The following is a 21,906-nucleotide window of genomic DNA, read 5'->3' as shown; positions in this document are numbered from 1 at the left end:
GGCGCCCGGCCCGCATCGTCAGGACACCCCTGGCTAGGGCCGCTTCTTCTTCCGCCCCCCACCGGCCTGCCCCCGTACCGCCCCGACGCTCGCGCCGATGACCAGCGCGATGGCGAGTGCGTCCGTGGTGGAGAGGGCCTGGTCCAGGATGAGGAAGCCGGCCAGCGAGGCGATGGCCGGTTCGAGGCTCATCATGACGGCGAAGGTGGAGGCGGGCAGGCGGCGGAGCGCCATCATCTCCAGGGTGTACGGGAGCACGGAGCTGAGCAGGGCGACCGCGGCGCCGAGCAGGACGGTGGTCGGGACGGCCAGCTTGGTGCCGGACTCCGCGATACCGAGGGGGAGCGAGAGGACGGCGGCCACGGCCATGGCGAGGGCCAGGCCGTCCGCCTTCGGGAAGCGGCGGCCGGTGCGGGAGCTGAACACGATGTACAGCGCCCACATCACGCCGGCCGCGACCGCGAGGCCGGCGCCCAGCAGGTCGAGACGGCCGAAGCCGCCCGCGCCGCCGAGCAGCCCCACTCCGACGAGGGCGAGACCTGCCCACAGGAAGTTGATCAGGCGGCGGGAGGCGATGACGGAGAGGGCGAGCGGGCCGAGTACCTCCAGGGTGACCGCGATGCCGAGCGGGATGCGGTCGAGCGCCTGGTAGAAGAGGTTGTTCATCGCGCCCATCGCCACACCGAACGCGACGACGGTGCCCCAGTCGGCGCGGGTGTAGCCGCGCACCTTGGGGCGGCAGACGACGAGCAGCACCACGGCGGCGACCAGCAGCCGCAGCGTCACCACGCCGAACGCGCCGGCCCTGGGCATCAGCAGCGCGGCGACGGCCGAACCGAACTGGACCGAGACCACGCCGCCGACCACGAGGGCGACCGGTACGAGCGCGGCACCGCGTCCCGCCGACAGCCCGGCGCCGGAGCCGTGCGCACCGCCGGTGGGAGCCTCGGGCGCTCCGTCGATGGCGGTCACCGCCTCGGGGACGGTGACGGCTGCGGCCGGCTCTACGGCGCTGCGCTGGTCGTTCACTGGATGCCTTCCGGAATCGGCGAGTACGGGGGCGGGGCGGGCGCAACCGGGCCGGCAACCGGGCCAGCGGCCCGATCAGCGGCCGGACCAGTGACCCGACCGGCAGCCGGACCAGTGACCCGACCGGCGGCTCGACCGGCTGGGTCGGCCCCCTCCACCCAAGTACAACATATTGAACTACGTAGAACATCAAACCAGACTTCGCGCGGAAGCCCACCCAGTCACCGTAGGCAGCCGCGTGCCGCCCGTGAAATGCCTTCCGCGCTCCGGTTATGCTCCGCACGCATGAGCACCGGTGAGCACGGAGACGACACGCGACGACCCGGCGGCGGGCACTCGATCGAACTGCGGCACCTCCGGGCCTTCCTCGCCGTCGCCGACGAGCGCAACATCACCCGGGCCGCCGCCCGCCTCGGCCTCACCCAGCCCGCCGTCTCCCGCACCCTCGCCGCGCTGGAGGCCCACCTCGGCACCCGGCTCGTCGACCGTTCCACCCACCACCTGGCCCTCACTCCGGAGGGCGTCGCCTTCCGGGACCGGGCGGCGCTCGCGGTCAGCGCCTTCGACGACGCGACGGACCCCGGGCGCCCGCAGCGACGCCCCCTGCGGCTCGGGCACGCCTGGTCGGCGTTCGGCCCCTACACCACTCCGCTGCTGCGCACCTGGCAGGCGCGGTATCCGCAGACCCCGCTGGAGCTGCTGCGCATCGACGACCGTACGGCCGGGCTCGCCCGGGGCGAGGTGGACGCGGCACTGCTGCGCGGTCCGGTGGAGGCGCCGGGGCTGGTCACCGAGGTGCTGTTCACCGAGCCCAGGGTCGCGGCGGTCACGGCGGACGGGCCCCACGCCGGCCGCACCGCGCTGACGCTCGCCGATCTGGCAAGCGGGCCGGTGGTCCTGAACCCGGTGTCCGGCTCCACCACGCCGGCCCTCTGGCCCCCGGACGCGCGGCCCACCGCCACGGTCACCGTCGCCAACACCGACGACTGGCTCACCGCCATCGCAGCGGGTCGCGGCTCGGGCGTCTCGGCCGCGTCCACCGCCGACATGCACCCGCACTCCGGAGTCGTCTTCATCCGGCTCACGGACGCCCCGCCACTGCCTGTCCTGCTCGCCCGCCGCGACGGCCCCGGACACCCCGCGCTGCCCCAACTCGGCGCACTCGCCCGGGAGATCATCGGGCGGGGCGCGGCAGTCGCGCCGGAGAAACGTGGCCTCTGAGGGAATACCCGTGCCCAGCAGAGCGGTTGGCAGTGTCTGAAAGCGCCCCGCCCCCGCAAGGTCCGCCATCCGTTCCGACGTCAGGGGACCATCGCATGACGTACGACATCACCGTGCACGGCACCGTCGCACCCGGCTTCGAGGACGTACGGGACACCTTCGCGGCGGTACTCGCCGAGGACACCACCGAGCCCGGTTCCCAGCTCGCGGTGCGCCTGCACGGCCGGACCGTGGTGGACCTGTGGGCGGGCGAGGGCGTCGAGGCGACCTCGCTGCTCCCCGTCTTCTCCTCCACCAAGGGGGCCGCGCACCTGATCGTGGCCCTGCTGGTGCAGGACGGCACGCTCGGCCTGGACCGTGCGGTGGCTTCGTACTGGCCCGAGTTCGCGGCCTCCGGTACCGACTCGCTGACCCTGCGGGAGCTGCTCGCGCACCGCAGTGGGCTGGTCGGCGCCGACCCCCGGTTCACCGACGAGGAGCTGGCCGACGACCGGCTGGTCGCCGAACGGCTCGTGCGGCAGAAGCCGTTCTGGGAGCCCGGCACGGCGTACGGCTACCACGCCGTGGTGATCGGCGCGTTGACCGGCGAGGTGGTACGCCGGGCCACCGGCCGGTCGATCCAAGAGCTGTACGAGGAGCGTGTCCGGGCCCCGTACGGCCTGGAGCTGTACCTCGGCCTGCCCGAGGCACTCGAACCCCGCTTCGTACCGATACGCCCGATGGCACCGACGCCGGAACAGGCGGAGACCCTGACCGCCTTCCCTCCGGACCCGGAGGGCGTGTTCGCCGCCGCGTTCAACCTGCCGACCGACCTGGCGAGCTGGGCCGCCCTGCCGGTGGTCCGCCGGCTCGGCTCGGCGTCGGCCGGGGGTGTGGGGTCCGCGCGCGGGCTCGCCGGGATGTACGCGGCGGCCGTCTCCGAGGTGGACGGCGCGGCCCCGCTGCTGACACCGGACACCGCCACCGAGTTCGCACGCCTCTCCTGGCCCGGCACCGACCTGGTGACCGGCGCGGAGGACGCCTTCGGGCTGGGCTTCCGGCGGTCGTCGGGCCAGTACCCCGCCTTGAGCGCGTACGCGTTCGGCCACTCCGGCGCGGCCGGATCACAGGCGTTCGCCGACCCGGAACAGGGCATCGCGTACGGCTACACCCGCCGCCGTTACGCCTACCCGGGCGGCGAGGCACCGGAGAACACACCCCTGGTGGACGCGGTGGTACGGGCGGTACGGGCGGTACGGGCCGCCTGACCGGGGGCGGCCCCAAGGTGCGCGTGGAGCCCGTCGGCACCACCGCCGTCCCGCACGCGATCAGCTCCGGGAACGCACTTGCTCGCTACTTCGCCAGCGCACAGCATTCCGCGACGATGCGAGGCCACTCGGTGAGAACCTCTCGACCGACGACCAGTTCATCCAGCAGGCCGGAGTAGAGGAGGTCCACCGCCCTGCGGAGGTCGGCCTTTCGGCTCGCCCACTGGTTGCGGCCATCCAGAATGGCGTAGTGATTCACATGCACACCGAAAGCTTCTTCGAATGTGCGCAGTTCGAGCCCGACGAGGTTGAGCTCGTATATCGCATCAGACATCTTGGACCCACCGCGAGTCTTCCCCCAGTACTCCTTGATCTCCCAGAGCGCGACGGGGTTGAGCAAGTCGGGAATTGCCCCGTCAAGGCGCCGAGGAGACACCCATATATGGTCATCCGAGATCAGCATCGCCCTGCTCTGAGGGTTTGTATTTGCCGGAATTCCACTGCGCTTGCATTCGCGAAACACGACCGCATCGACAGAATTCACGAGGACCTTCGGGGATTTGTGATACCCGTCCAGCTTGACACCGTAGCTCTGGAGGACCTGGTCGGAAAGACTTGCATAGTCCGCCCTGGCCTCTTCTTCCGTTCGCATGAGGGAGAACAGCGTGTCGGATACCTCCCGACGCTTTCCCCAATAGGCGGAAACGCCACTCAGGACGCTTTCACGGCTCTTCAAGTAGCCGACCACCCCTGCGGCCGAAGGAGTTCCCACGGAGCTCAGCAGAGATATTATCTCCCCGGGAGTGATAGCGCTGGAGTACTTTCCACGCTGTGCCGCCCGCTGATCGGCCAGCATGCGGACAGCATGCCAGAAGGGATCATCCCAACGCGCCGCCGCAAACCCCGGTTCCCGCTTCATTCGACTTCCCCACCGTCACCCAGGAGTTCACCTGGCGCTACACCGAGGGCGCGCGCGAGCCGGTGGATGTTGAAAAGGCTGATATTCCGCTCACCACGCTCCACGCTTCCGATATACGTGCGATGGAGGTGAGCGCGTTCGGCAAGCCTTTCTTGAGACAATTCCCTGCTTTCGCGCAGGCTTCTCACTCGCTTGCCGAACTGGATCAAGACCGCACGATCATCCACAAAACCTGTAGACTGCCCGCCGTGACGACGATGGGTCTACAGACGATGAGTAGCACTCGCCAGGGTGACGGCAAGTCCTTCCTGAAGTGGGCCGGCGGCAAGACGAGGTACGCCGAGCAGCTGGCCGCCATCGCCCCGCCTTCGTACGGCCGATACCTTGAGCCTTTCATGGGAAGTGCCGCACTCTTCTTCGAGCTGCGCCCTTCGAACGCATCCCTGTCGGACGCGAACCGGGAGCTGGTTATTTGCTTCCAGCAGGTTGCCGAGGATCCAGAAAAGATCATGGCACTTCTGGACGAGATGCCGAACAACCGCGATTTCTACAACAAAGAGCGCGCCCTCGACGTCGAAACGCTTTCGGACGCGGAGCGAGCCGCGCGAGTGATTTACCTGAACAAGACGGGATTCCGCGGTCTCTGGAGAGTCAACCGTAAGGGCGGCTTCAATGTCCCCTACGGCGAATACGACCGCCCCTACTACAATCGAGCGACTCTCGTAGCGGCATCGGCAAGCCTTGCCGGCGCCGATATTCGTCACAGAGATTTCACGGAGTCCCTCAAGCAAGCACAGTCCGGTGACTGGGTTTACCTTGACCCGCCCTACATCCCCCTGAGCGAGTTTTCGGACTTCAAGCGGTATACGTCGGAGCAGTTCGGCGAGGAGGATCAGCACCGGTTGGCGGCAGCCATGTCCGATGCCAGTGATCGCGGGGTGTACGTGACTATGACGAATAGCGATACGCCGCTCGCTCGTGAAATCTTCAAAAAATTCGACGTCGCACGCATGGCCACACGTCGCGACATCAACCTTCAATCGAAGAGTCGCGGAAGCTGGGATTTGGTCTTCACCAACTATCCGTGCATCCTTCCTGGGAAAACCGACCAGGACGACGCACCGAAGGAAAAGAAGGAACCGGAAGAGACGCTTACCCTTTTCGCGACTCCAGGCCCCAGGGTTCCTTCAGCGGCCGAGGTGCGCGTCTGGGCGCGTGGCGAAGGGCTGGACGTTCCGGCGCGCGGTCGAATTCGCCCGGAAATAATGTCGGCTTGGCACGCCGCCCACCCAGGGTGAAAAATTTACGCCCCTCGGACATCACCCTCGGGCATCACCCTCGGACATCCCTCTCGGGCGTCACCCTCGGACATCGCCTTCGGACGTCACCCTCGGACAGAGTTACGCACACTGCCCGATACGGCATCCGGCCCCCGCCTGCCCCGCATCACCCGTTCCGCCGCTCCTCCACGAAGTCCCCGAACGGGAACCGACGGGGCCGGTGGACGATCAGGGCTCCGGATCGCTCTCACGCTCCAGCCCTTCCGCCAGCACCTCCGCCAGGTGCTTGGCGCGTACGCCCGCGAGCTGCTCCAGCTGAGTGCGGCAGGAGAAGCCGTCGGCCAGGATCTCCGTCCCGGGGGCGGCCGAACGCACGGCGGGGAGCAGTTGCTCCTCCGCGCAGGCCACCGAGACGTCCCAGTGCCCCTTCTCGAAACCGAAGTTGCCCGCGAGCCCGCAGCATCCTCCCGACAACTCGCCTTCCAGTCCGGCCCGTTCGCGCAACCGCCGGTCGGCGGCGTCACCGAGTACGGCGTGCTGGTGGCAGTGGGTCTGGCCGGTCACCTCGCGGTCGAGGCGGGGTGGGTTCCAGTCGGGGGCGTACTCCTCCAGGTACTCGGCCAAGGTCCGCACCGAGGCGGCGAGTTCGGCGGATCGCGGGTCGTCCGGGAGGAGTTCGGGGAGGTCGGTGCGGAGCGTGGCGGCGCAGCTCGGTTCGAGGACCACGAGAGGGCGGCCGAGCGGCTCGCCGAGCGAGGTGCCCAGCCGGTCCAGGGTGCGCCGCATGACCGTACGGGCGCGGTCGAGCCGGCCGGTGGAGACGTAGGTCAGTCCGCAGCAGAGCCCCGCCCCCGGGTGGTGCACGGTCCGCCCGGCGGACTCCAGGACCCGGACGGCCGCGCGCCCCACCTGCGGGGAGAGGTGGGTGGTGAAGGTGTCCGGCCACAGCAGCACAGCCCCGTCCTGCCCCGTCCCGGCCGCCTCCCGCCGGCCCGCCCACCACCGGGTCAGGGTCTGCCGTGCCAGCACCGGGATCGGGCGTTCCGGGGCGATGCCGGCGAGCCGCTTGGCGAGCGCGGCGAGCGGGCGGACCCGGGCCAGGGCGTTGAGTACAGGGGCGAAAGGGGCGGCGAGGCGGAGCCAGCGGGGCAGTGAGCCCATGGCGTAGTGCGCGGCGGGGCGAAGCCGGCCCCGGTAGTGGTGGTGCAGGAACTCCGCTTTGTAGGTGGCCATGTCGACGCCGACGGGGCAGTCGCTGCGGCAGCCCTTGCAGGAGAGGCAGAGGTCGAGCGCGTCGCGGACCTCCGTCGAGCGCCAGCCGTCGGTGACGATCTCGCCCGCGAGCATCTCGTGCAGCAGCCGGGCCCGGCCGCGCGTGGAGTGCTTCTCCTCGCCGGTGGCGCGGAAGGAGGGGCACATGACGCCCGCGCCGGGTGCCGCCGTCGTACGGCACTTGGCGACGCCCACGCAGCGGCTGACCGCCGCCGTGAAGTCGCCGCCGTCCTCGGAGTATCCGAAGGCGACGTCGACCGGGCGTCTGGGCAGGACGCCGAAGCGGAGGTTGCTGTCGAGCGGGTCGGGGCGGACCAGCATGCCGGGGTTCATCCCGCCGTACGGGTCCCACAGGTCCTTGAACCCGCCGAAGAGGGAGACGAGTTCGTCCCCGTACATGAGCGGGAGCAGTTCGGCGCGGGCCTGTCCGTCGCCGTGTTCGCCGCTGAGCGAGCCGCCGTGGGCGGCGACGAGGCGGGCCTGGTCCTCGGAGAAGCGGCGGAAGCGGGCGATGCCGGCGGGGGTGCGGAGGTCGAAGTCGACGCGGACGTGGATGCAGCCGTCGCCGAAGTGGCCGTACGGGGTCCCGCGCAGCCCGTGTTCGACGAGCAGGGCGCGGAACGCGCGCAGGTACGGGCCGAGGCGGGCGGGCGGTACGGCGCAGTCCTCCCAGCCGGGCCATGCCTCGGTGCCGTCGGGCATCCGGGTGGCGGTCCCGGCCGCGTCCTCGCGGAGGCGCCACAGGGCGCGTTGTCCGGCGGGGTCGGTGACGACGGCCGCGTCGAGCGCGTCGGCGGCGCGCACGATCCGGGTCGCGCGGTCCCGGGCCTCGGCGGGGGTGGCGCCGCCGGTCTCCACGAAGAGCCAGGCACCGCCGCGGGGCAGTCCGACCGTTTCGCGCACCAGGTCGGCGGCCATGCCTTCGACGGTGAGCGGGCCGTGGACGAGGAGCCCGGCAGCGGCTTCGGCGGCGGCGGCCTCGTCCGGGTAGCCGAGGACGGCGAGGGCACGGGCCGGCGGCGACTCGACCAGCCGGACGGTGGCCTCGGTGACGACGCCGAGGGTGCCCTCGCTGCCGCAGAAGGCGCGGGCGAGGTCGGGGCCGCCGGGGTGTTCGGGGAGCAGGGCGTCGAGCGCGTACCCGGAGATGCGGCGCGGGAGGTCGGGGAAGCCGGTGCGGAGCGGGGCGAGGTTGCGGTCGACGAACTCCTTCAGCCCGGCGGGGGCGCCCGAAGGGCCCGCTCCCCAGCCCCGGCCGAGGCGCAGGGTGTCGCCGCCGTAGCGGGCGACGGTGAGGGTGTGGACGTTGTCGGCGGTGGTGCCCCAGGCGACGGAGTGCGCACCGCAGGAGTTGTTGCCGATCATGCCGCCGAGGGTGCAGCGGCTGTGGGTGGACGGGTCGGGGCCGAAGGTCAGTCCGTGCGGCGCGGCGGCGGCCCGCAGGTCGTCCAGGACGACGCCGGGCTGGACGACGGCGGTACGGGCTTCCGGGTCCAGCTCCGCGACGGCGTCCAGGTGCCGGGTGAGGTCGAGGACGACGCCACGACCGGTGGCCTGGCCCGCGATGGAGGTACCGCCTCCGCGCGGCACCACGGGCACCCCGTGGGCGCGGCAGACGGCGAGTGCGGTGGCGACGTCGTCGGCGTCGCGCGGGGCGACGACCCCGAGGGGGACACGCCGGTAGTTGGAGGCGTCCATGGTGGTGAGCGCCCGGGCGGTCGCCTCGAAGGAGGTCTCCCCCCGGACCTCGGAGCGGAGGTCCCGGGCCAGGTCCCGGGCCAGGGCGTCGCTGAGGGCGTGCGGTTCGGCCATGGTCACCAGCATGCCGGGCGGGTACGTGCACTCTTCGGACAACACCGCCCGCACGGTCACATACGCAACACAGAACAGACAGAGAACGCCACGATCACTTCCCAAAAGGACCCTCAATTCTCCTATAGTGAGCACGACTTGCGCTGGAACAATCAGCTCCAGTTGTTACGGCCCACTCACTCTCCGCGACGAAGGCCGTGTCCCGACCGCCCCCCACTCGCAGCGTCCGCCGCGCCGCCCGACCGGCCGGCGCCCCGACCAGCGTCGCCCGACCAGCGAGCGTCGCCCGACCGGTCGGCGCCGCCCGTGCCGTCCGCCCCAAGGACTCCGATTGCGCCCCTCAACCCGGTCGACCGCGCTCGCCGCGCTGGTGTCGGCAGTCGTCTCTGGCTCGTTGTGCGTATGGGCCGCCACCGTTGCCCCCGTCTCGGTGCGGACCCCCCTGGCCTGGGGGGCGGGTGCGGCGGCCGTCGCACTGACCGTGGCCGTGACCGTCGCCGCCCACGCCCTGGGCACCGCACGGGCGCTGCGCGAGGCCCGGGCGGCCGACAGCCGGAGGTTCACCGACGACACCACCCGCCTGGTGTCGTCCGCCTCCGCGGACGCGCAGCGCTTCACCGCGGAGGCTGCCCGGATCAAGGCCACCTCCCGCGCCGAGGCCACCCGCGCCGCCTCCGAGGCGGCCACCGCACTCGCCCGGGCCACCGCCGAGGCGGCCACGGCCAAGGAGCGGCTGGCCGCCGAGACCGACCGGCGCGCGGCCGAGAACGAGGCCGACCGGGAACGCTTCGCGGGTGAGAAGGCCGCACTCACCGCCCGCCTCGCCCAGGTCGAGCGGGAGCGTTCCGCCGCCCTCTCGACGGGCGCCAACGCGGCGAGCCGCATGCAGGCACTCGCCACCAGCATGCTGGCCGACCTGCGGGAAATGGAGAACCGGCACTCCGACGAGAACGTCCTCGGCGACCTTCTCCACCTGGACCACCGCACCGCCCAGGCGGGCCGGCTCGCCGACTCCGTCGCCGTCCTGACCGGGGCGCGCTCCGGGCGCCGTTGGGCGCGGCCGATCGTGATGGAGTCCATCCTGCGCGGCGCGATGGGCCGGATCAGTGGATACCGGCGCATCCGGCTGCACTCGACCAGCGACGTGGCCATCGCCGGGCACGCGGCCGAGGGCGTCATGCACGCGCTCGCGGAACTCCTCGACAACGCTGCCAACTTCTCGCCGCCCACCGCCGAAGTACACGTGTACGTCGAAGAGGTACCGGCCGGTGTGGTGATCACCGTGGAGGACAGCGGGCTCGTCATGAGCGACGTGCAGCTCCGCCGCGCCGAACAGGCGGTCTCCCCGGACGACCAGAGCTTCACCGCGCTCTCCGGCACCCGCCTCGGCCTCGCCGTCGTCGGCCGCCTGGCCCGCAAGCACGGCCTGCGGGTCTCCTTCCGGCCCTCCGCGCGCGGCGGCACCGGCGCCCTGCTGATGCTGCCCCAGGAACTCATCTCCCGTACCCCGCAGGGTGCCGCGACCCCGTCGCTCCCGACCGTGGTCCCGAAGCTTCGTACGCCCGAACCGGAGCCCCGTACGCCCGAGCCGAAGCCCCGTACGCCCGAACCGGAGCCCGCCCACTCCTCGGCGGCCCTCCCCGAGGGCGACGCCCGGCCGGGTGTGGACACCGCGAAGGCCGAGCCCGCGAAGGCCGAGGCCCCTGACACCACGCCCGCCGCCGGGTCCCGGGCCGAGGGCGAGGCCACCCCCGTCCCCGAGTCCGAGGCCGAATCGACCGGCTCCTTCCCGAAGTTCGGTGAGAGCGGGCTGCCCCGGCGCCGCCGGGGCCGCACCTTCGCCGCCGCCGAGTCCCGGGCGACGGCCACCGCCCCCGTCGACTCCGCGACCCCCCGGGACCGGGCCAACGACGCGAAGAGGCAGGCCGAGCGCTTCTCCACCTTCAGCCAGGCAGTACGGGCCAACGTAACCCTCCCGGAAGGCAACACCCGATGACCGCGACCACCGACGAGAAGCTGAACTGGCTGCTGGAGGGTCTGCTCGAACGCACGCCGGGCGCCCGGCACGCGCTCGTGCTCTCCCGGGACGGCCTGAAGCTGTGCCGCACACCCGAACTCTCCGTGGACCAGGCCGACCAGCTCGCCGCGATCTCCGCGGGCATCCAGAGCCTCTCGCACGGCGCATCCGTCGAGTTCGGTGACGGCACCGGCGGCGTACGGTCCGCGATGGCCGAGTTCCACGGCGGGGTGCTGTTCATCGTGGAGGCCGGCGCGGGCGCCCATCTGGCGGTCGTCGCCGCCGAGGACTCCGACGTGGGCCTCGTCGGGCACAACATGAGCGAGCTGGTCGAGCAGCTCGGCGAACACCTGGTCGCTCCGCCCCGCGATCCCGCCGTCCCGTCCGACGGGTCGGGCGCCGACACCGGAACCACCGGCTGATGCCCCCGGTGCCGCGCCCCCGCCCCGGTCGTGACGACTCCCCCGACCGGCTCTACACCCTCACCGGTGGTCGCAGCCGGACGGACTCCGACGCCTTCGACCTGGTGACGCTCGTCGTCGCCGAGTGCGAACCGGCCCCCGGCATGCAGTCGGAGCACGTCGCGATCCTGCGGATGTGCGAGCGCCCCACCGCGGTGGTGGAGATCTCCGCGACCCTGAAACTGCCGGTCGGCATCGTCCGCATCATGCTCGGCGACATGCTCGACACGGGCCGCATCAGCGCACGCCATCCCCGTACCGCCCGTGTCTCGGACCGGCTCCCCGCCCCCGACATCCTGGAACAGGTGCTCGTTGGACTCCGCAACCTCTGACCGCGCCGCCCTTCGGGCGACGGCCGACAACGGACTGAAGATCGTCGTCGTCGGCGGATTCGGCGTGGGCAAGACGACCATGGTCCGTTCCGTGAGCGAGATACGTCCGCTCAACACGGAGGAGACGATGACGCGCGCGGGCGAGGCCGTCGATCACCTCGACGGCGTCCAGTCGAAGGCGTCCACCACGGTCGCCTTCGACTTCGGCCGCATCACCCTGGACGAACGCTCTGTGCTGTACCTCTTCGGAGCGCCCGGCCAGGAACGTTTCTGGTTCCTGTGGGACCGGCTCTTCTCCGGCACGCTGGGGGCCGTCGTCCTGGTCGACACCCGTCGGCTCGCGGACTCCTGGTACGCCATCGACCGCCTGGAGCACCACGGCACGCCGTTCATCGTGGCGTGCAACGACTTCGGCGGCCCGCTCCACACCGAGCAGCAGATCCGTGACGCCCTCGACCTCTCGCCGGACGTACCGCTGGTGGAGTGCGACGCCCGCGACCGGTCGTCCAGCAAGTACGTCCTGATCACGCTCGTCGAGCACCTCCACGCGCTGTCCGCCGCCCGCGCCCGGACTCCGGAAGGGGCGCTCGCGGGCGCCCCCGAGGCGGCCGGCAGAACCTCGGAGACCACCTCGTGAACTCGTGTCCCGTCGACCACGGTCAGGGCGCGGCCAAGGACCCCGGTCCCGTACCGCTGTCCGGGCCCCGGTTCGCCACCGAACCGCACCAGCTGTACCGGGAGGTCCGCAGGGACCACGGGCCGGTGGCGCCGATCGTGCTGCCCGGTGACGTACCGGCCTGGCTCGTCCTCGGCTATCGCGAACTGCACCAGGTCACCACCGATCCGGCCCTGTTCACCCGGGACTCGCAGATCTGGAACCAGTGGCCGGACATTCCCGACGACTGGCCCCTGCACCCGATGATCAGCAAGGACCAGCCGTCGATCCTGTACACCGTCGGCGAGCGGCACAGCCGCCGTTCACAGGTGATCAGTTCGGCACTGGAGGGCGCCGATCCCTTCGAACTCCGCAAGTACACCGAGGCGTTCGCGGACGAGCTGATCGACGCCTTCTGCTCCAACGGCGGTTGCGACCTGATCGCGGAGTACGCGATGCTGCTGCCCGTCCGGGTCCTCGCCAAGCTGTTCGGCTTTCCGGACGAGGCGGGCCCCGCCCTCGTCAAGGCGATGAACGACATGATCAACGGCGGTCCGGACGCCCTCGCCGGGCAGCGCCACATCGCCGGCTCCGTCATCGGGCTGGTGGCCGAGCGGTCCGCCGAACCCGAGGACGACGTACCGTCGCGGATGCTCGCCGACGCCGGCGAGTTCACCGACGACGAGGTCTCCCGGGACCTCATGGTCATGATGGCCGCCGCGCACCAGCCGACCGCCGACTGGATCGGCAACTCGCTGCGGCTGATGCTCACCGACGACCGGTTCGCCGCCTCGCTCTCCGGCGGCCGGCACAGCGTCGCCGAGGCGATGAACGAGGTGCTGTGGGAGGACACCCCCACGCAGAACGTGGCCGGCCGCTGGGCGAGCCGCGACACCCACCTCGGCGGCAAGCACATCCAGGCCGGTGACCTGCTGATCCTGGGAGTCGCCGCCGCCAACGCCGACCCCCAGGTCCGCACCGACGGCTCCGCCCTCACCGGCGGCAACAACGCCTTCCTCTCCTTCGGCCACGGCGAGCACCGCTGCCCGTTCCCCGCCCAGGAGACCGCCGAGATCATCGCCCGTACCGGTATCGAGGCGATCCTCGACCGGCTTCCCGACGTCGATCTCGCGGTCCGGGCCGAGGACCTCACCCGGCGCCCGTCCCCGTGGCTGCGCGGGCTCACCGAGTTGCCTGTCCGCTTCACTCCCACTCCCGCCCTTGGAGGCACGCGGTGACCGCGACGACCACGGAACCGACCGGCGCGCGCGACGAGGAGCGGATCGTCCTCGACATGTTCGTCGGCGACCTCAGGGGCGAGAGCGCCCGGCTGCACGCGGCCGGTCCGCTGGTCCCCGTGGAGCTGCCCGGCGGGGTCCACATCTACGCCGTCACCCACCACGCCGAGGCGAAGGCGGCCCTCACGGACCCGCGCCTGGTGAAGGACATCGACGTCTGGAACGCGTGGCAGCGCGGCGAGATCGCCGCCGACTGGCCGCTGATCGGCCTGGTCAACCCCGGTAAGACCATGCTGACCTCGGACGGCGCCGAGCACCGCCGGCTGCGCGGCCTGGTCGCCCAGGCGCTGACCGTACGCCGGGTGGAGCGGCTCCGCGAGGGCATCCAGGCCCGTACCGACGAGCTGCTCGACCGGCTCGCCGGCCGCCCGGCGGGCGAGAGCGTGGACCTGAAGGCCGAGTTCGCCTACCCGCTGCCGATGAACGTCATCAGCGAGCTGATGGGCATCGGCACCGAGGACCTGCCCCGGATGAAGGAGCTCTTCGACAAGTTCTTCTCCAACCTGACGCCGCCGGCCGAGGTCCCGCAGGTGATGGGGGACATCCACAGCCTGTTCACACGCATCCTGGACGAGAAGAAGGAGTCCCCGGCCGACGACCTGACGGGTGCGCTGCTGAACGCCTCCGAGGACGGCGACCGTCTCACCGACGACGAGATCCTCAACACGCTCAAGCTGATCATCGCCGCCGGTCACGAGACCACCATCAGCCTCATCGTCAACACCGTCGTCGCCCTCCAGACCCACCCCGAGCAGCGCGCGCTGGTGCTCTCCGGCGGGGCGACCTGGGAGGGTGCGATCGAGGAGACGCTGCGCTGGTCGTCGCCGACCTCGCACGTCCTGATCCGCTTCGCCACCGAGGACATCACCATCGGCGACCGGGTGCTGCCGAGGGGCGAGGGGCTGATGGTCTCGTTCGCCGCTCTCAGCCTGGACGAGAAGCAATGGGGCCCGGACGCAGCGGAGTTCGACCTCACCCGCTCCCCCAACCGCCACCTCTCCTTCGGCCACGGTCCGCACATCTGCCCGGGTGCCGCGCTCTCCCGCCTGGAGGCGGCCGTCGCGCTCCCCGCGCTGTACGCCCGCTTCCCGGAGCTGGAGCTCGCCGTGCCCGCCGCCGAGCTGCGGAACAAGCCGATCGTGACCCAGAACGACCTCTTCGAACTCCCGGTCACCCTGGGCTGACGCCCCGCCCAGGGGGTGTCCGGTGGATCAGGACCTGGTCGAGATCCGCCGGACGCGCCCTACCGCACCGGCCTCCGTGTTGTCCACGGGTCGGAGCGTCCGTCTCACCGGACGGACAGGGTCTTTCGCCCCGTCCCCGAGGGACTACGCTCCGACTCGTGGCCGATATCCAGATTCCCGCTGACATCAAGCCCGCCGACGGACGCTTCGGCGCCGGGCCCTCCAAGGTGCGGACGGAGGCGCTCGACGCGCTGGCCGCCACCGGAACCTCTCTCCTCGGTACGTCCCATCGCCAGGCCCCGGTCAAGAACCTGGTCGGCGAGGTACGCGACGGTGTGCGCAGCCTCTTCTCCCTCCCCGAGGGTTACGAGGTCGTTCTCGGCAACGGCGGGTCCACCGCGTTCTGGGACGTCGCGACGCACGGTCTCATCGAGACGAAGTCCCAGCACCTGAACTTCGGTGAGTTCTCCTCGAAGTTCGCCAAGGCCGCGAAGCTCGCGCCCTGGCTGGCGGACCCGTCCGTGATCTCCTCCGAGCCCGGCACCCACCCGGAGCCGCAGGCCGAGGAGGGCGTGGACGTCTACGCCTTCACCCACAACGAGACCTCCACGGGTGTCGCGGCGCCGATCAAGCGTGTCGCCGGTGCCGACGAGGGAGCACTCGTCGTGGTCGACGCCACCTCGGGCGCCGGCGGTCTGCCGGTCGACATCACCGAGACGGACGTCTACTACTTCGCCCCGCAGAAGTCCTTCGCCTCCGACGGCGGCCTGTGGATCGCGGCGTTCTCCCCGGCGGCCCTGGAGCGCGCGGCGCGCGTCCACGCCTCCGGCCGCCACGTCCCCGAGTTCTTCTCGCTGCCCACGGCGATCGACAACTCGACGAAGAACCAGACGTACAACACCCCGGCCCTCTCCACCCTCTTCCTGCTCAACGAGCAGCTGAAGTGGCTGAACGGCCAGGGCGGCCTGGACTTCGCGACCGGCCGCACCCGCGCCTCCTCCCAGAACCTCTACGGCTGGGCCGAGGAGTCGAAGCACGCCACCCCGTTCGTCACCGACCCGGCGAAGCGCTCGCAGGTCATCGGCACGATCGACTTCTCGGACGACATCGACGCCGCCGCGATCGCCAAGGTGCTCCGCGCCAACGGCATCGTGGACACCGAGCCCTACCGCAAGCTGGGCCGCAACCAGCTGCGCGTGGCGATGTTCCCGGCGATCGACCCGGCGGACGTCCAGGCGCTGACCGCCTGCATCGACTACGTGATCGAGAAGCTGTAACCGCTGCGGCACCCCGGCTCACCGCCTGGGCGACGGCCCCGTACACCTCGGTGTGCGGGGCCGTCGCCGTACCGCCTCACCCTCGCGAGTGATCTTGCGGCTTCGCGACGGAGGGAGCAGCGGCACGCTTGCTCCAGGGCATCGGCCTCTGGCTCCCCGGTGGTCCACAGGACTACGTGATCCCCGACCTGGGCCTCGTGGACGCCGACTTCGACGCCCATCGGGCCGAGAACCACTGCTACGACCCGGCCGTCTTCCGTCTCGTGCTGGAGGTCACCTCCAGCAACTACCGCAGCGACCTCCACCTGAAGCCGACCGTGTACGCGGAGGCCAAGGTCCCGGTGTACGTGGTCCTGGACCGCCGTCACGGCCGGGTCCACGTGCTCACCGAGCCGGGTGGCTCGTCCTACGACCGGCACGAGGTGTACGCCCCCGGTCAGACGGTCACGCTGCCCGCCTCGATCGGGGCCGAGGTGTCGCTCGACGTGGCGGAACTCGTCGCGGCGGGTACCCGCACGGCCGAGTCGGCACGACCGGCCGACTGACCGCCCGCTCAGCCCAGGGGTTTGCGCGCCAGCACGAACCCCTGCGGGGTCGGCTCCGGGAACGCGCCGTCGGTGTCGGCCTCGCGCACGGTACGTACCCGGGGCTCGAAGCCCGCCGCGTCGAGCAGGGCGGAGACGGCCTCGGGCCGGCGGCGGTGGAAGTCGAGTTCGATCGGGCGCCCCCAGGCGTCGGTGCGGTGGCGGGTACCGTCCCCGGCCTGGAAGCCGAGTTGTACGTGCGCTCCCGGGGCGAGTACCCGGTGGAACTCGGCGAAGACGGCGGGGAGCAGGGCGTCGGTGATGTGGATGACCGAGTACCAGGCGAGCAGCCCGCCCAGCGACCCGTCCGGCAGGTCGAGCGCGAGCATCGAGCCCTCCTCGAACCGGATGCCGGGGTGTTCGGCGCGGGCCACCGCGAGCATTCCGGGTGACAGGTCGATCCCGAACACGTCGGCGCCGAGTCCGTGCAGGTGGCCGGTGACCCTCCCCGTACCGCATCCCACGTCGGCGAGCGGCTTGCCTCCGCCGGTCTCCCGTACGAGGTCCACGAACCCGGCGAGCAGCGCGCGTTCCAGCGGCTTGGCGTCCAGTTCGGCGCGGAACCGGGTGGAGTAGTCGGCGGCCATGACGTCGTAGGAGTTCCGGGTGGCGCGTACGAAGTCGGGTTCGGGGGCCTCGGGCTCGGGCCGTGCGGGGCCCGGCTGCTCGAACTCCACGTCCGAGGCGTTCAGTACCCGGCTGCTGCGTCCGGGGTGGCGGAAGTTCCGGAAGATCGCGTTGTGGTGGCTCACCGCTTGGTCCGGAGCGGCGTACGCACCGTCGTCGGCGCCCCGCACGGAGGTGGTGTGCCCGTCGGCCACCAGCACCAGGTCGTACCCGTGGCTGAGCGCGGAACGTGCGGTGGTGTCCACGCAGATCTCGGTGGCGAACCCGGTGACGACCACCTCGGTGACTCCGTGCGCCTTCAGCAGGGCGTCGAGACCGGTGGAGAGGAAGCTGTCCGGGGCGGTCTTGCGGAGGACGGCCTCCTCGGCGCCGGGGGTGAGTTCGGGCACCACCTGCCAGCCCTCGGAACCGACCTCAGTGCCACCGCCACCGTCCTGCACCGTCACGACCAACGCGCCCGCCTCGTGCGCGCGTCGGCGCAGATCGACGAGGACGGCGACGGTCTCGGCGGCCCGGTGGGCAAGGGCCACCGTGTCGTTCTGCATGTCGATGACGAGAAGAGCGGAGGTGTTCGGCATGGGAGGAAAGCGTAGGGACTCGGTGGGGCGGCCGGAAGGCGGGGCGGCGACGGAGGGCTTGCCGCCCCGCCCGATCGTGGGTCCGGGGCCACGAGACCGTTCGGTACGGTGAGGGCCGTGGCTCCGGGAGGGGTCCCGTCGCCGTCGGGGGGAAGCAGCGCAGGCCCACCGGACTCCGATCCGGTAGAACAGCGGGGCGGTGACGCGCAACCCGGCGTGGGGCTCCCGCGATCAGGTGCGCGCGGCTCCCCGCCCCGGCCCCTGCGCGGGTCCGCCCGCCGCCAGGCGGTTGATGTCGGGGTTGCGCAGGATCGTGGGCCCGGCGCCCGGGTGCCGGACGACAGCGAGCATGGCGCGCCCCACGGCCTCGGTGGTGGTGACGTGACGGGGAAAGGCGCGCCGCAGGAGAGGGAACAGGAATCCGATGACGGCGTACAGGCCGCGGTAGAGCGGGGTACGCGAGACGGCCCCGTCGACGGGCTGGATGTAGCCGGGACGGAACATGCGCGCGTCCATCCCCAGGGCGAGGAGGTCGTTCTCCGTGCGCCCCTTCACCCGCGCCCACATCTGACGGCTCGTCCCGGTGGTGTCCGTGCCCTCACCGGATACGTAGACGAAGGTGAGTGACGGGCTGGCGGCGTGCACGGCCCGGGCGGCGGCGAGCGTGTAGTCGTAGGTGACCCGCGTGTACTCCTCCTCCCCGCGCCCCACGGCGGACACTCCGAGGCAGAAGAAGCAGGCGTCCACGTCCTTCAGCCGGTCCATCACAAAGGTGTAGTCGGTGAAGTCGGCGTGGACGATCTGCCGCAGCTTGGGGTGGTCGAGGTCCAGCGGGCGCCGGACGACGGCGAGCACTTCGGTGACGGTGTCGTCGAGCAGGCAGGCGCGCAGGGCACCGTGTCCGACCATGCCGGACGCTCCGAACACGAGAACGCGCAAAGGGTGCTCCAGGTGAGGTGTGGGGCGCGAAGGCCGGGCTCAGGACCAGTACCGGTGGATCGGGTCAGGCGCGGGCCAGGGCGCCCGCGGTGAAGGTGGCGAGCATCTGCCGCAGCGAGGTGGTGAAGTCCATCCTCAGGGCGGCCAGGGACGGATCGGCCTCGTAGGCGTCGAGCATCGCCTGCGAGGGACGGGCGTGGGTCCACACGGCCCCGGCGACCATGATGACGGAGGCCGCCAACTCCTCCGACTGATCCCCGAGTTCGGGGAGGTGCAGGCGGACGAGAGTGGTGAGCCCCGCCACGTTCCCGAGGGCGGCCCGCTTGTACCGGGCGGCCACGTCCGGCGACACGTTGTGCTCCAGGACGCCGGCCTGCGCGCTGAACAGGTCGCAGAGCACCTGCCGTTCGGCGAGGGAGTCGGTCACCGCGGCCGCGAACCGCTCCCCCCGCTCGTCGGCCGCAGCCTCGTCATCGACGGCCTCGGCCAGCAGTGCGGGCAGTTCGGACGTCCACTCCTTCCACGCGAGGTCGAGCAGTTCCAGCAGGACCGCCTCGCGCGACTCGAAGTACCGCAGCACGTTCGACTTGGCGAGACCGACCCGTCGGCTCAGCTCGTTCAGGCTGACCGCCGCGACGGGCATCTCGTCGAGCATCGCGGCAGCGGTGTCGAGGATCGCCCGTCGCCGGATCTCGCGCTGCTCCTCGCTGCGGGCGCGCTGGAAGTTCGTCATGCCCCCAGTTTACAGACTCCCGGTCTTTTGACATCAGACCGGTGGTCCCTTAAGTTGGAGGACGTAACAGACCGACGGTCTGCAAAACGTCCCCGTCCCGTAGCACCGGAAGCGAGATACGCCATGACGTCGTACGACAAGCTCTTCATCGGAGGCCGCTGGTCGGCTCCGGCCGGTACAGAGGTCATCGAGGTCCACTCCCCGCACGACCGGTCACTCGTCGGCACGGTGCCGCACGCGACCCCGGCCGACGTGGATGCCGCGGTGGCCGCCGCTCGTGAGGCGTTCGACCACGGCCCGTGGCCGCGACTGTCCCCCGAGGAGCGGCAGAAGACGGTGGCACGCCTCCAGGAGCTCTACAGCTCCCGCGCCGCCGAGATGGCCGCGCTGATCACCGCCGAGAACGGCTCACCGATCTCGATCACCACCAGCCTGAACGTGCACGGCCTGCCCGAGCAGACCGCCGCATACCTGCGCGCCGCTGCGGACCTGGACTGGGAGTCGGTGCTGCCGTCCGGGGCACTGCTGCGCCGCGAGGCGGTCGGTGTGGTCGCCGCGATCATCCCGTGGAACGCCCCGCACCAGTCGGCCCTGGTCAAGTTGGTGCCCGCTCTGCTGGCGGGGTGCACCGTGGTCCTCAAGGCGTCCCCGGAGACCGCGGTCGACTCGCTCGCCCTCGCGGAGGTCCTCGCCGAGGCCGGTTTCCCCGAGGGTGTCGTCTCCGTGCTGCCCGCCGGCCGTGAGACGAGCGAGTATCTGGTCGCCCATCCGGGCGTCGACAAGGTCGCCTTCACCGGCTCGACCGCCGCCGGACGCGCGATCGCCGCCACGGCGGGTGCGCAGCTCAAGCGGGTCAGCCTGGAGCTGGGCGGCAAGTCGGCCGTGATCGTGCTGGAAGACGCCGACCCCACGGAAGTGGCCAAGGGGCTGAAGTTCCACTCGCTGGGCAACAACGGAGAGAACTGCCAGGCCCACACCAGGATTCTGGCCCCGCGCAGCCGCTACGAGGAGGTCGTCCAGGCGGTCAAGGCCATGATGGAGACCCTGGTCGTGGGCGACCCGTCCGACCCGGCCACGTTCATCGGCCCGATGGTCCGCGCCGACCAACAGCAGCGCGTGCGCTCGTACATCGAGCTCGGGATCAGCGAAGGCGCCCGACTGGTCACCGGCGGCCCGGAGGTCCCCGAGGGCCTGGAGGGCGGCTACTACGTCACACCCACCCTCTTCGCGGATGTGGACAACACCATGCGGATCGCCCGCGAGGAGATCTTCGGCCCGGTGCTGGTGGTCATCCCCTTCGACGACGAGGACGATGCCGTCCGCATCGCCAACGACTCCGACTACGGGCTCGGCGGCGGTGTCTGGTCCGCCGACCAGGAGCGCGCCCTCGCCGTCGCCCGCCGGATACGGACCGGCATCGTGCTGGTCAACGGCGCGGCGCCCGCTAAGGACGGCCCCTTCGGCGGCTTCAAGTCCAGTGGCATCGGACGCGAGTTCGGTTCGGTGGGCCTGAACCAGTACGTCGAGTACCAGACCATCGCCGTCTGACCGCGCACCGCCACGGCGACCGCGCGGTACCGCGCCGCCCCAGCCGGCGCGCGCTGGACGCGCGGGCGGGGCCGCCGGGTGCGGTGGAGGCCGTGGCGGTGGAGGCAGGAGCGCGTGCTGCCCGGCGCGGGCGCACGCCGCCCCGTACCTGCGGTTCAGTCGTCGCTCGTCGACGGCCCGAAGAAGACCGACCGGACCTTGAGCCGCTCCGTGCCTCCGCCGGTGTGCGGGCGAAGGTTGAAGAAGGCTCCCTCGCAGTCGGCGTCGGCGTAGACCGTCGCCCACACGTCCGTGCGATTCTTCGGCGAGTGGGCGGGCTCGGGGTTCTCCGGGCCTACGCCCGGGAGGTTGATGCACACGCCGCTTCGCGGGTTGTTGAGGAAGCCGGTCGCGTCGTACCCCTCGGCGGTCACGTAGTCGTAGCGGAACTGCCCCTCGGCGGCGGAGGCCGGAGTGGGGACGGTGGCGAAGAGCAGGGCGGCGCCGAGAACGGCGGGGAAGGCGGAGCGAAGACGCATCGGTGGGTCTCTCTGCTGGGGGAGGTTGTCGCGGCCCTCTCCTCCCCAGCAGGAGGAACCCCGCATCCCCGCCTCACTCGTACGAATGGCGACGAAACGAACCTGCACTCCGCCAACCGGTCCACGGCCGACCGGCCGACTCCGCGCGCGTCCCCCGGGCATCGGACCGGCCTCGCGACCCGCACGACCCTTACGGCCTCACGAAGGAGGGACCGGCGCCCCGGCGCCGGTCCCTCCTTCACCACCGCCCCCGGAAAAGGAAGCTTCAGGGCTGTCGGCCGTCAGCCCGCCCAGACCTCCGCTTCGTCGGCCGGGACGGTGGTGGAGAGGCCGAGCTCCTTGCGGGCGGCGACCGTCTTGCCCGGGTCGATGCCC

Annotated in this window: 18 protein-coding genes and 3 pseudogenes; 12 read left to right on the top strand and 9 right to left on the bottom strand. The window is 71.3% G+C overall.

Features of this window, described 5'->3' with window-relative positions:
* Positions 1 to 33: 33 nt before the first annotated feature.
* Positions 34 to 1,029, bottom strand: a complete 996-nt coding sequence (locus tag ACWD3D_RS06085; RefSeq protein WP_451459716.1) for an EamA family transporter — start codon at positions 1,027 to 1,029, stop codon at positions 34 to 36.
* 285 nt (positions 1,030 to 1,314) lie between these two features.
* On the opposite strand from ACWD3D_RS06085, the gene ACWD3D_RS06080 reads away from it, so the two are divergent.
* Together ACWD3D_RS06080 and ACWD3D_RS06075 are read left to right on the top strand one after the other, a co-directional pair.
* Positions 1,315 to 2,250 carry a LysR family transcriptional regulator gene (locus ACWD3D_RS06080; protein ID WP_451459715.1) on the top strand — a complete coding sequence of 312 codons (936 nt, stop codon included), beginning with the start codon at positions 1,315 to 1,317 and terminating at the stop codon, positions 2,248 to 2,250.
* A 95-nt stretch (positions 2,251 to 2,345) separates the two neighbouring features.
* A complete protein-coding gene (locus ACWD3D_RS06075; RefSeq protein ID WP_451459714.1) occupies positions 2,346 to 3,497 on the top strand; it encodes a serine hydrolase domain-containing protein in 1,152 nt (383 codons plus the stop codon).
* Positions 3,498 to 3,582: 85 nt separating this feature from the next.
* Here the strand turns inward: ACWD3D_RS06075 and ACWD3D_RS06070 are convergent, their stop codons facing one another.
* Positions 3,583 to 4,353, bottom strand: a complete 771-nt coding sequence (locus tag ACWD3D_RS06070) for a DUF7687 domain-containing protein (protein WP_451459713.1) — start codon at positions 4,351 to 4,353, stop codon at positions 3,583 to 3,585.
* On the opposite strand from ACWD3D_RS06070, the gene ACWD3D_RS06065 reads away from it, so the two are divergent.
* A complete protein-coding gene (locus ACWD3D_RS06065; protein ID WP_451459712.1) occupies positions 4,329 to 5,714 on the top strand; it encodes a Dam family site-specific DNA-(adenine-N6)-methyltransferase in 1,386 nt (461 codons plus the stop codon). The two genes, ACWD3D_RS06070 and ACWD3D_RS06065, sit on opposite strands and share 25 nt — an antisense overlap.
* Positions 5,715 to 5,924: 210 nt before the next feature.
* Here ACWD3D_RS06065 and ACWD3D_RS06060 read toward each other — a convergent pair whose 3' ends face one another.
* Positions 5,925 to 8,780 (bottom strand): FAD-binding and (Fe-S)-binding domain-containing protein, encoded by a 2,856-nt coding sequence (locus tag ACWD3D_RS06060; RefSeq protein ID WP_451459734.1) that lies wholly within the window; start codon positions 8,778 to 8,780, stop codon positions 5,925 to 5,927.
* Between the two features lie 331 nt (positions 8,781 to 9,111).
* On the opposite strand from ACWD3D_RS06060, the gene ACWD3D_RS06055 reads away from it, so the two are divergent.
* From ACWD3D_RS06055 to ACWD3D_RS06020, 8 genes and pseudogenes are all read left to right on the top strand, one after another.
* Complete coding sequence (locus ACWD3D_RS06055; RefSeq protein ID WP_451459711.1) at positions 9,112 to 10,776, top strand: ATP-binding protein; 1,665 nt, start codon at positions 9,112 to 9,114, stop codon at positions 10,774 to 10,776.
* Positions 10,773 to 11,219 (top strand): roadblock/LC7 domain-containing protein, encoded by a 447-nt coding sequence (locus ACWD3D_RS06050; RefSeq protein ID WP_451459710.1) that lies wholly within the window; start codon positions 10,773 to 10,775, stop codon positions 11,217 to 11,219. The genes ACWD3D_RS06055 and ACWD3D_RS06050 overlap by 4 nt, the downstream gene beginning before the upstream one ends.
* Complete coding sequence (locus tag ACWD3D_RS06045) at positions 11,219 to 11,590, top strand: DUF742 domain-containing protein (protein ID WP_451459709.1); 372 nt, start codon at positions 11,219 to 11,221, stop codon at positions 11,588 to 11,590. The genes ACWD3D_RS06050 and ACWD3D_RS06045 overlap by 1 nt, the downstream gene beginning before the upstream one ends.
* Positions 11,571 to 12,227 carry a GTP-binding protein gene (locus ACWD3D_RS06040; RefSeq protein WP_451459708.1) on the top strand — a complete coding sequence of 219 codons (657 nt, stop codon included), beginning with the start codon at positions 11,571 to 11,573 and terminating at the stop codon, positions 12,225 to 12,227. Before ACWD3D_RS06045 ends, ACWD3D_RS06040 begins: the two co-directional genes overlap by 20 nt.
* Positions 12,224 to 13,483 carry a cytochrome P450 gene (locus ACWD3D_RS06035; protein ID WP_451459707.1) on the top strand — a complete coding sequence of 420 codons (1,260 nt, stop codon included), beginning with the start codon at positions 12,224 to 12,226 and terminating at the stop codon, positions 13,481 to 13,483. The genes ACWD3D_RS06040 and ACWD3D_RS06035 overlap by 4 nt, the downstream gene beginning before the upstream one ends.
* Before the next feature lie 56 nt (positions 13,484 to 13,539).
* Positions 13,540 to 14,727: a cytochrome P450 family protein gene (locus ACWD3D_RS06030; protein ID WP_451459733.1), complete on the top strand. Its 1,188-nt coding sequence runs from the start codon at positions 13,540 to 13,542 to the stop codon at positions 14,725 to 14,727.
* Between the two features lie 158 nt (positions 14,728 to 14,885).
* Positions 14,886 to 16,004, top strand: coding sequence for a phosphoserine transaminase (serC, locus tag ACWD3D_RS06025; RefSeq protein ID WP_451459706.1), 1,119 nt, complete (start codon positions 14,886 to 14,888; stop codon positions 16,002 to 16,004).
* 128 nt (positions 16,005 to 16,132) lie between these two features.
* Positions 16,133 to 16,549: pseudogene (locus ACWD3D_RS06020) on the top strand (Uma2 family endonuclease); the annotation flags it as partial.
* An 8-nt stretch (positions 16,550 to 16,557) separates the two neighbouring features.
* Here ACWD3D_RS06020 and ACWD3D_RS06015 read toward each other — a convergent pair.
* From ACWD3D_RS06015 to ACWD3D_RS06000, 4 genes and pseudogenes are all read right to left on the bottom strand, one after another.
* A complete protein-coding gene (locus ACWD3D_RS06015; protein WP_451459732.1) occupies positions 16,558 to 17,175 on the bottom strand; it encodes a class I SAM-dependent methyltransferase in 618 nt (205 codons plus the stop codon).
* Positions 17,176 to 17,379: 204 nt separating this feature from the next.
* Positions 17,380 to 17,793, bottom strand: a pseudogene (locus tag ACWD3D_RS06010) (cysteine hydrolase family protein); the annotation flags it as partial.
* Positions 17,794 to 18,024: 231 nt separating this feature from the next.
* Entirely contained in the window at positions 18,025 to 18,732 is a 708-nt protein-coding gene (locus tag ACWD3D_RS06005) for an NAD(P)H-binding protein (RefSeq protein ID WP_451459705.1), read from the bottom strand.
* Between the two features lie 64 nt (positions 18,733 to 18,796).
* A complete protein-coding gene (locus ACWD3D_RS06000) occupies positions 18,797 to 19,465 on the bottom strand; it encodes a TetR family transcriptional regulator (RefSeq protein ID WP_451459704.1) in 669 nt (222 codons plus the stop codon).
* A 123-nt stretch (positions 19,466 to 19,588) separates the two neighbouring features.
* On the opposite strand from ACWD3D_RS06000, the gene ACWD3D_RS05995 reads away from it, so the two are divergent.
* On the top strand, positions 19,589 to 21,013 hold the full coding sequence (locus ACWD3D_RS05995) for an aldehyde dehydrogenase (RefSeq protein ID WP_451459703.1): 1,425 nt from the start codon (positions 19,589 to 19,591) through the stop codon (positions 21,011 to 21,013).
* A 155-nt stretch (positions 21,014 to 21,168) separates the two neighbouring features.
* Here ACWD3D_RS05995 and ACWD3D_RS05990 read toward each other — a convergent pair whose 3' ends face one another.
* Positions 21,169 to 21,531 carry a hypothetical protein gene (locus ACWD3D_RS05990; protein WP_451459702.1) on the bottom strand — a complete coding sequence of 121 codons (363 nt, stop codon included), beginning with the start codon at positions 21,529 to 21,531 and terminating at the stop codon, positions 21,169 to 21,171.
* 281 nt (positions 21,532 to 21,812) lie between these two features.
* A pseudogene (locus tag ACWD3D_RS05985) lies at positions 21,813 to 21,906 on the bottom strand (septum formation family protein); the annotation flags it as partial.

This window comes from Streptomyces sp. NPDC002690 (genome assembly GCF_053592415.1).
This window is presented reverse-complemented; position numbering and strand designations above follow the sequence as displayed.

Bases quoted from the DNA above. Each gene is read 5' to 3' on its own strand.
- ACWD3D_RS06080 (WP_451459715.1), top strand. From the start codon at position 1,315: ATGAGCACCGGTGAGCACGGAGACGACACGCGACGACCCGGCGGCGGG.
- ACWD3D_RS06075 (WP_451459714.1), top strand. From the start codon at position 2,346: ATGACGTACGACATCACCGTGCACGGCACCGTCGCACCCGGCTTCGAG.
- ACWD3D_RS06070 (WP_451459713.1), bottom strand. From the start codon at position 4,353: ATGCTGGCCGATCAGCGGGCGGCACAGCGTGGAAAGTACTCCAGCGCT.
- ACWD3D_RS06060 (WP_451459734.1), bottom strand. From the start codon at position 8,780: ATGGCCGAACCGCACGCCCTCAGCGACGCCCTGGCCCGGGACCTGGCC.
- ACWD3D_RS06050 (WP_451459710.1), top strand. From the start codon at position 10,773: ATGACCGCGACCACCGACGAGAAGCTGAACTGGCTGCTGGAGGGTCTG.
- ACWD3D_RS06045 (WP_451459709.1), top strand. From the start codon at position 11,219: ATGCCCCCGGTGCCGCGCCCCCGCCCCGGTCGTGACGACTCCCCCGAC.
- ACWD3D_RS06030 (WP_451459733.1), top strand. From the start codon at position 13,540: ATGTTCGTCGGCGACCTCAGGGGCGAGAGCGCCCGGCTGCACGCGGCC.
- ACWD3D_RS06015 (WP_451459732.1), bottom strand. From the start codon at position 17,175: ATGGCCGCCGACTACTCCACCCGGTTCCGCGCCGAACTGGACGCCAAG.
- ACWD3D_RS06000 (WP_451459704.1), bottom strand. From the start codon at position 19,465: ATGACGAACTTCCAGCGCGCCCGCAGCGAGGAGCAGCGCGAGATCCGG.
- ACWD3D_RS05995 (WP_451459703.1), top strand. From the start codon at position 19,589: ATGACGTCGTACGACAAGCTCTTCATCGGAGGCCGCTGGTCGGCTCCG.
- ACWD3D_RS05990 (WP_451459702.1), bottom strand. From the start codon at position 21,531: ATGCGTCTTCGCTCCGCCTTCCCCGCCGTTCTCGGCGCCGCCCTGCTC.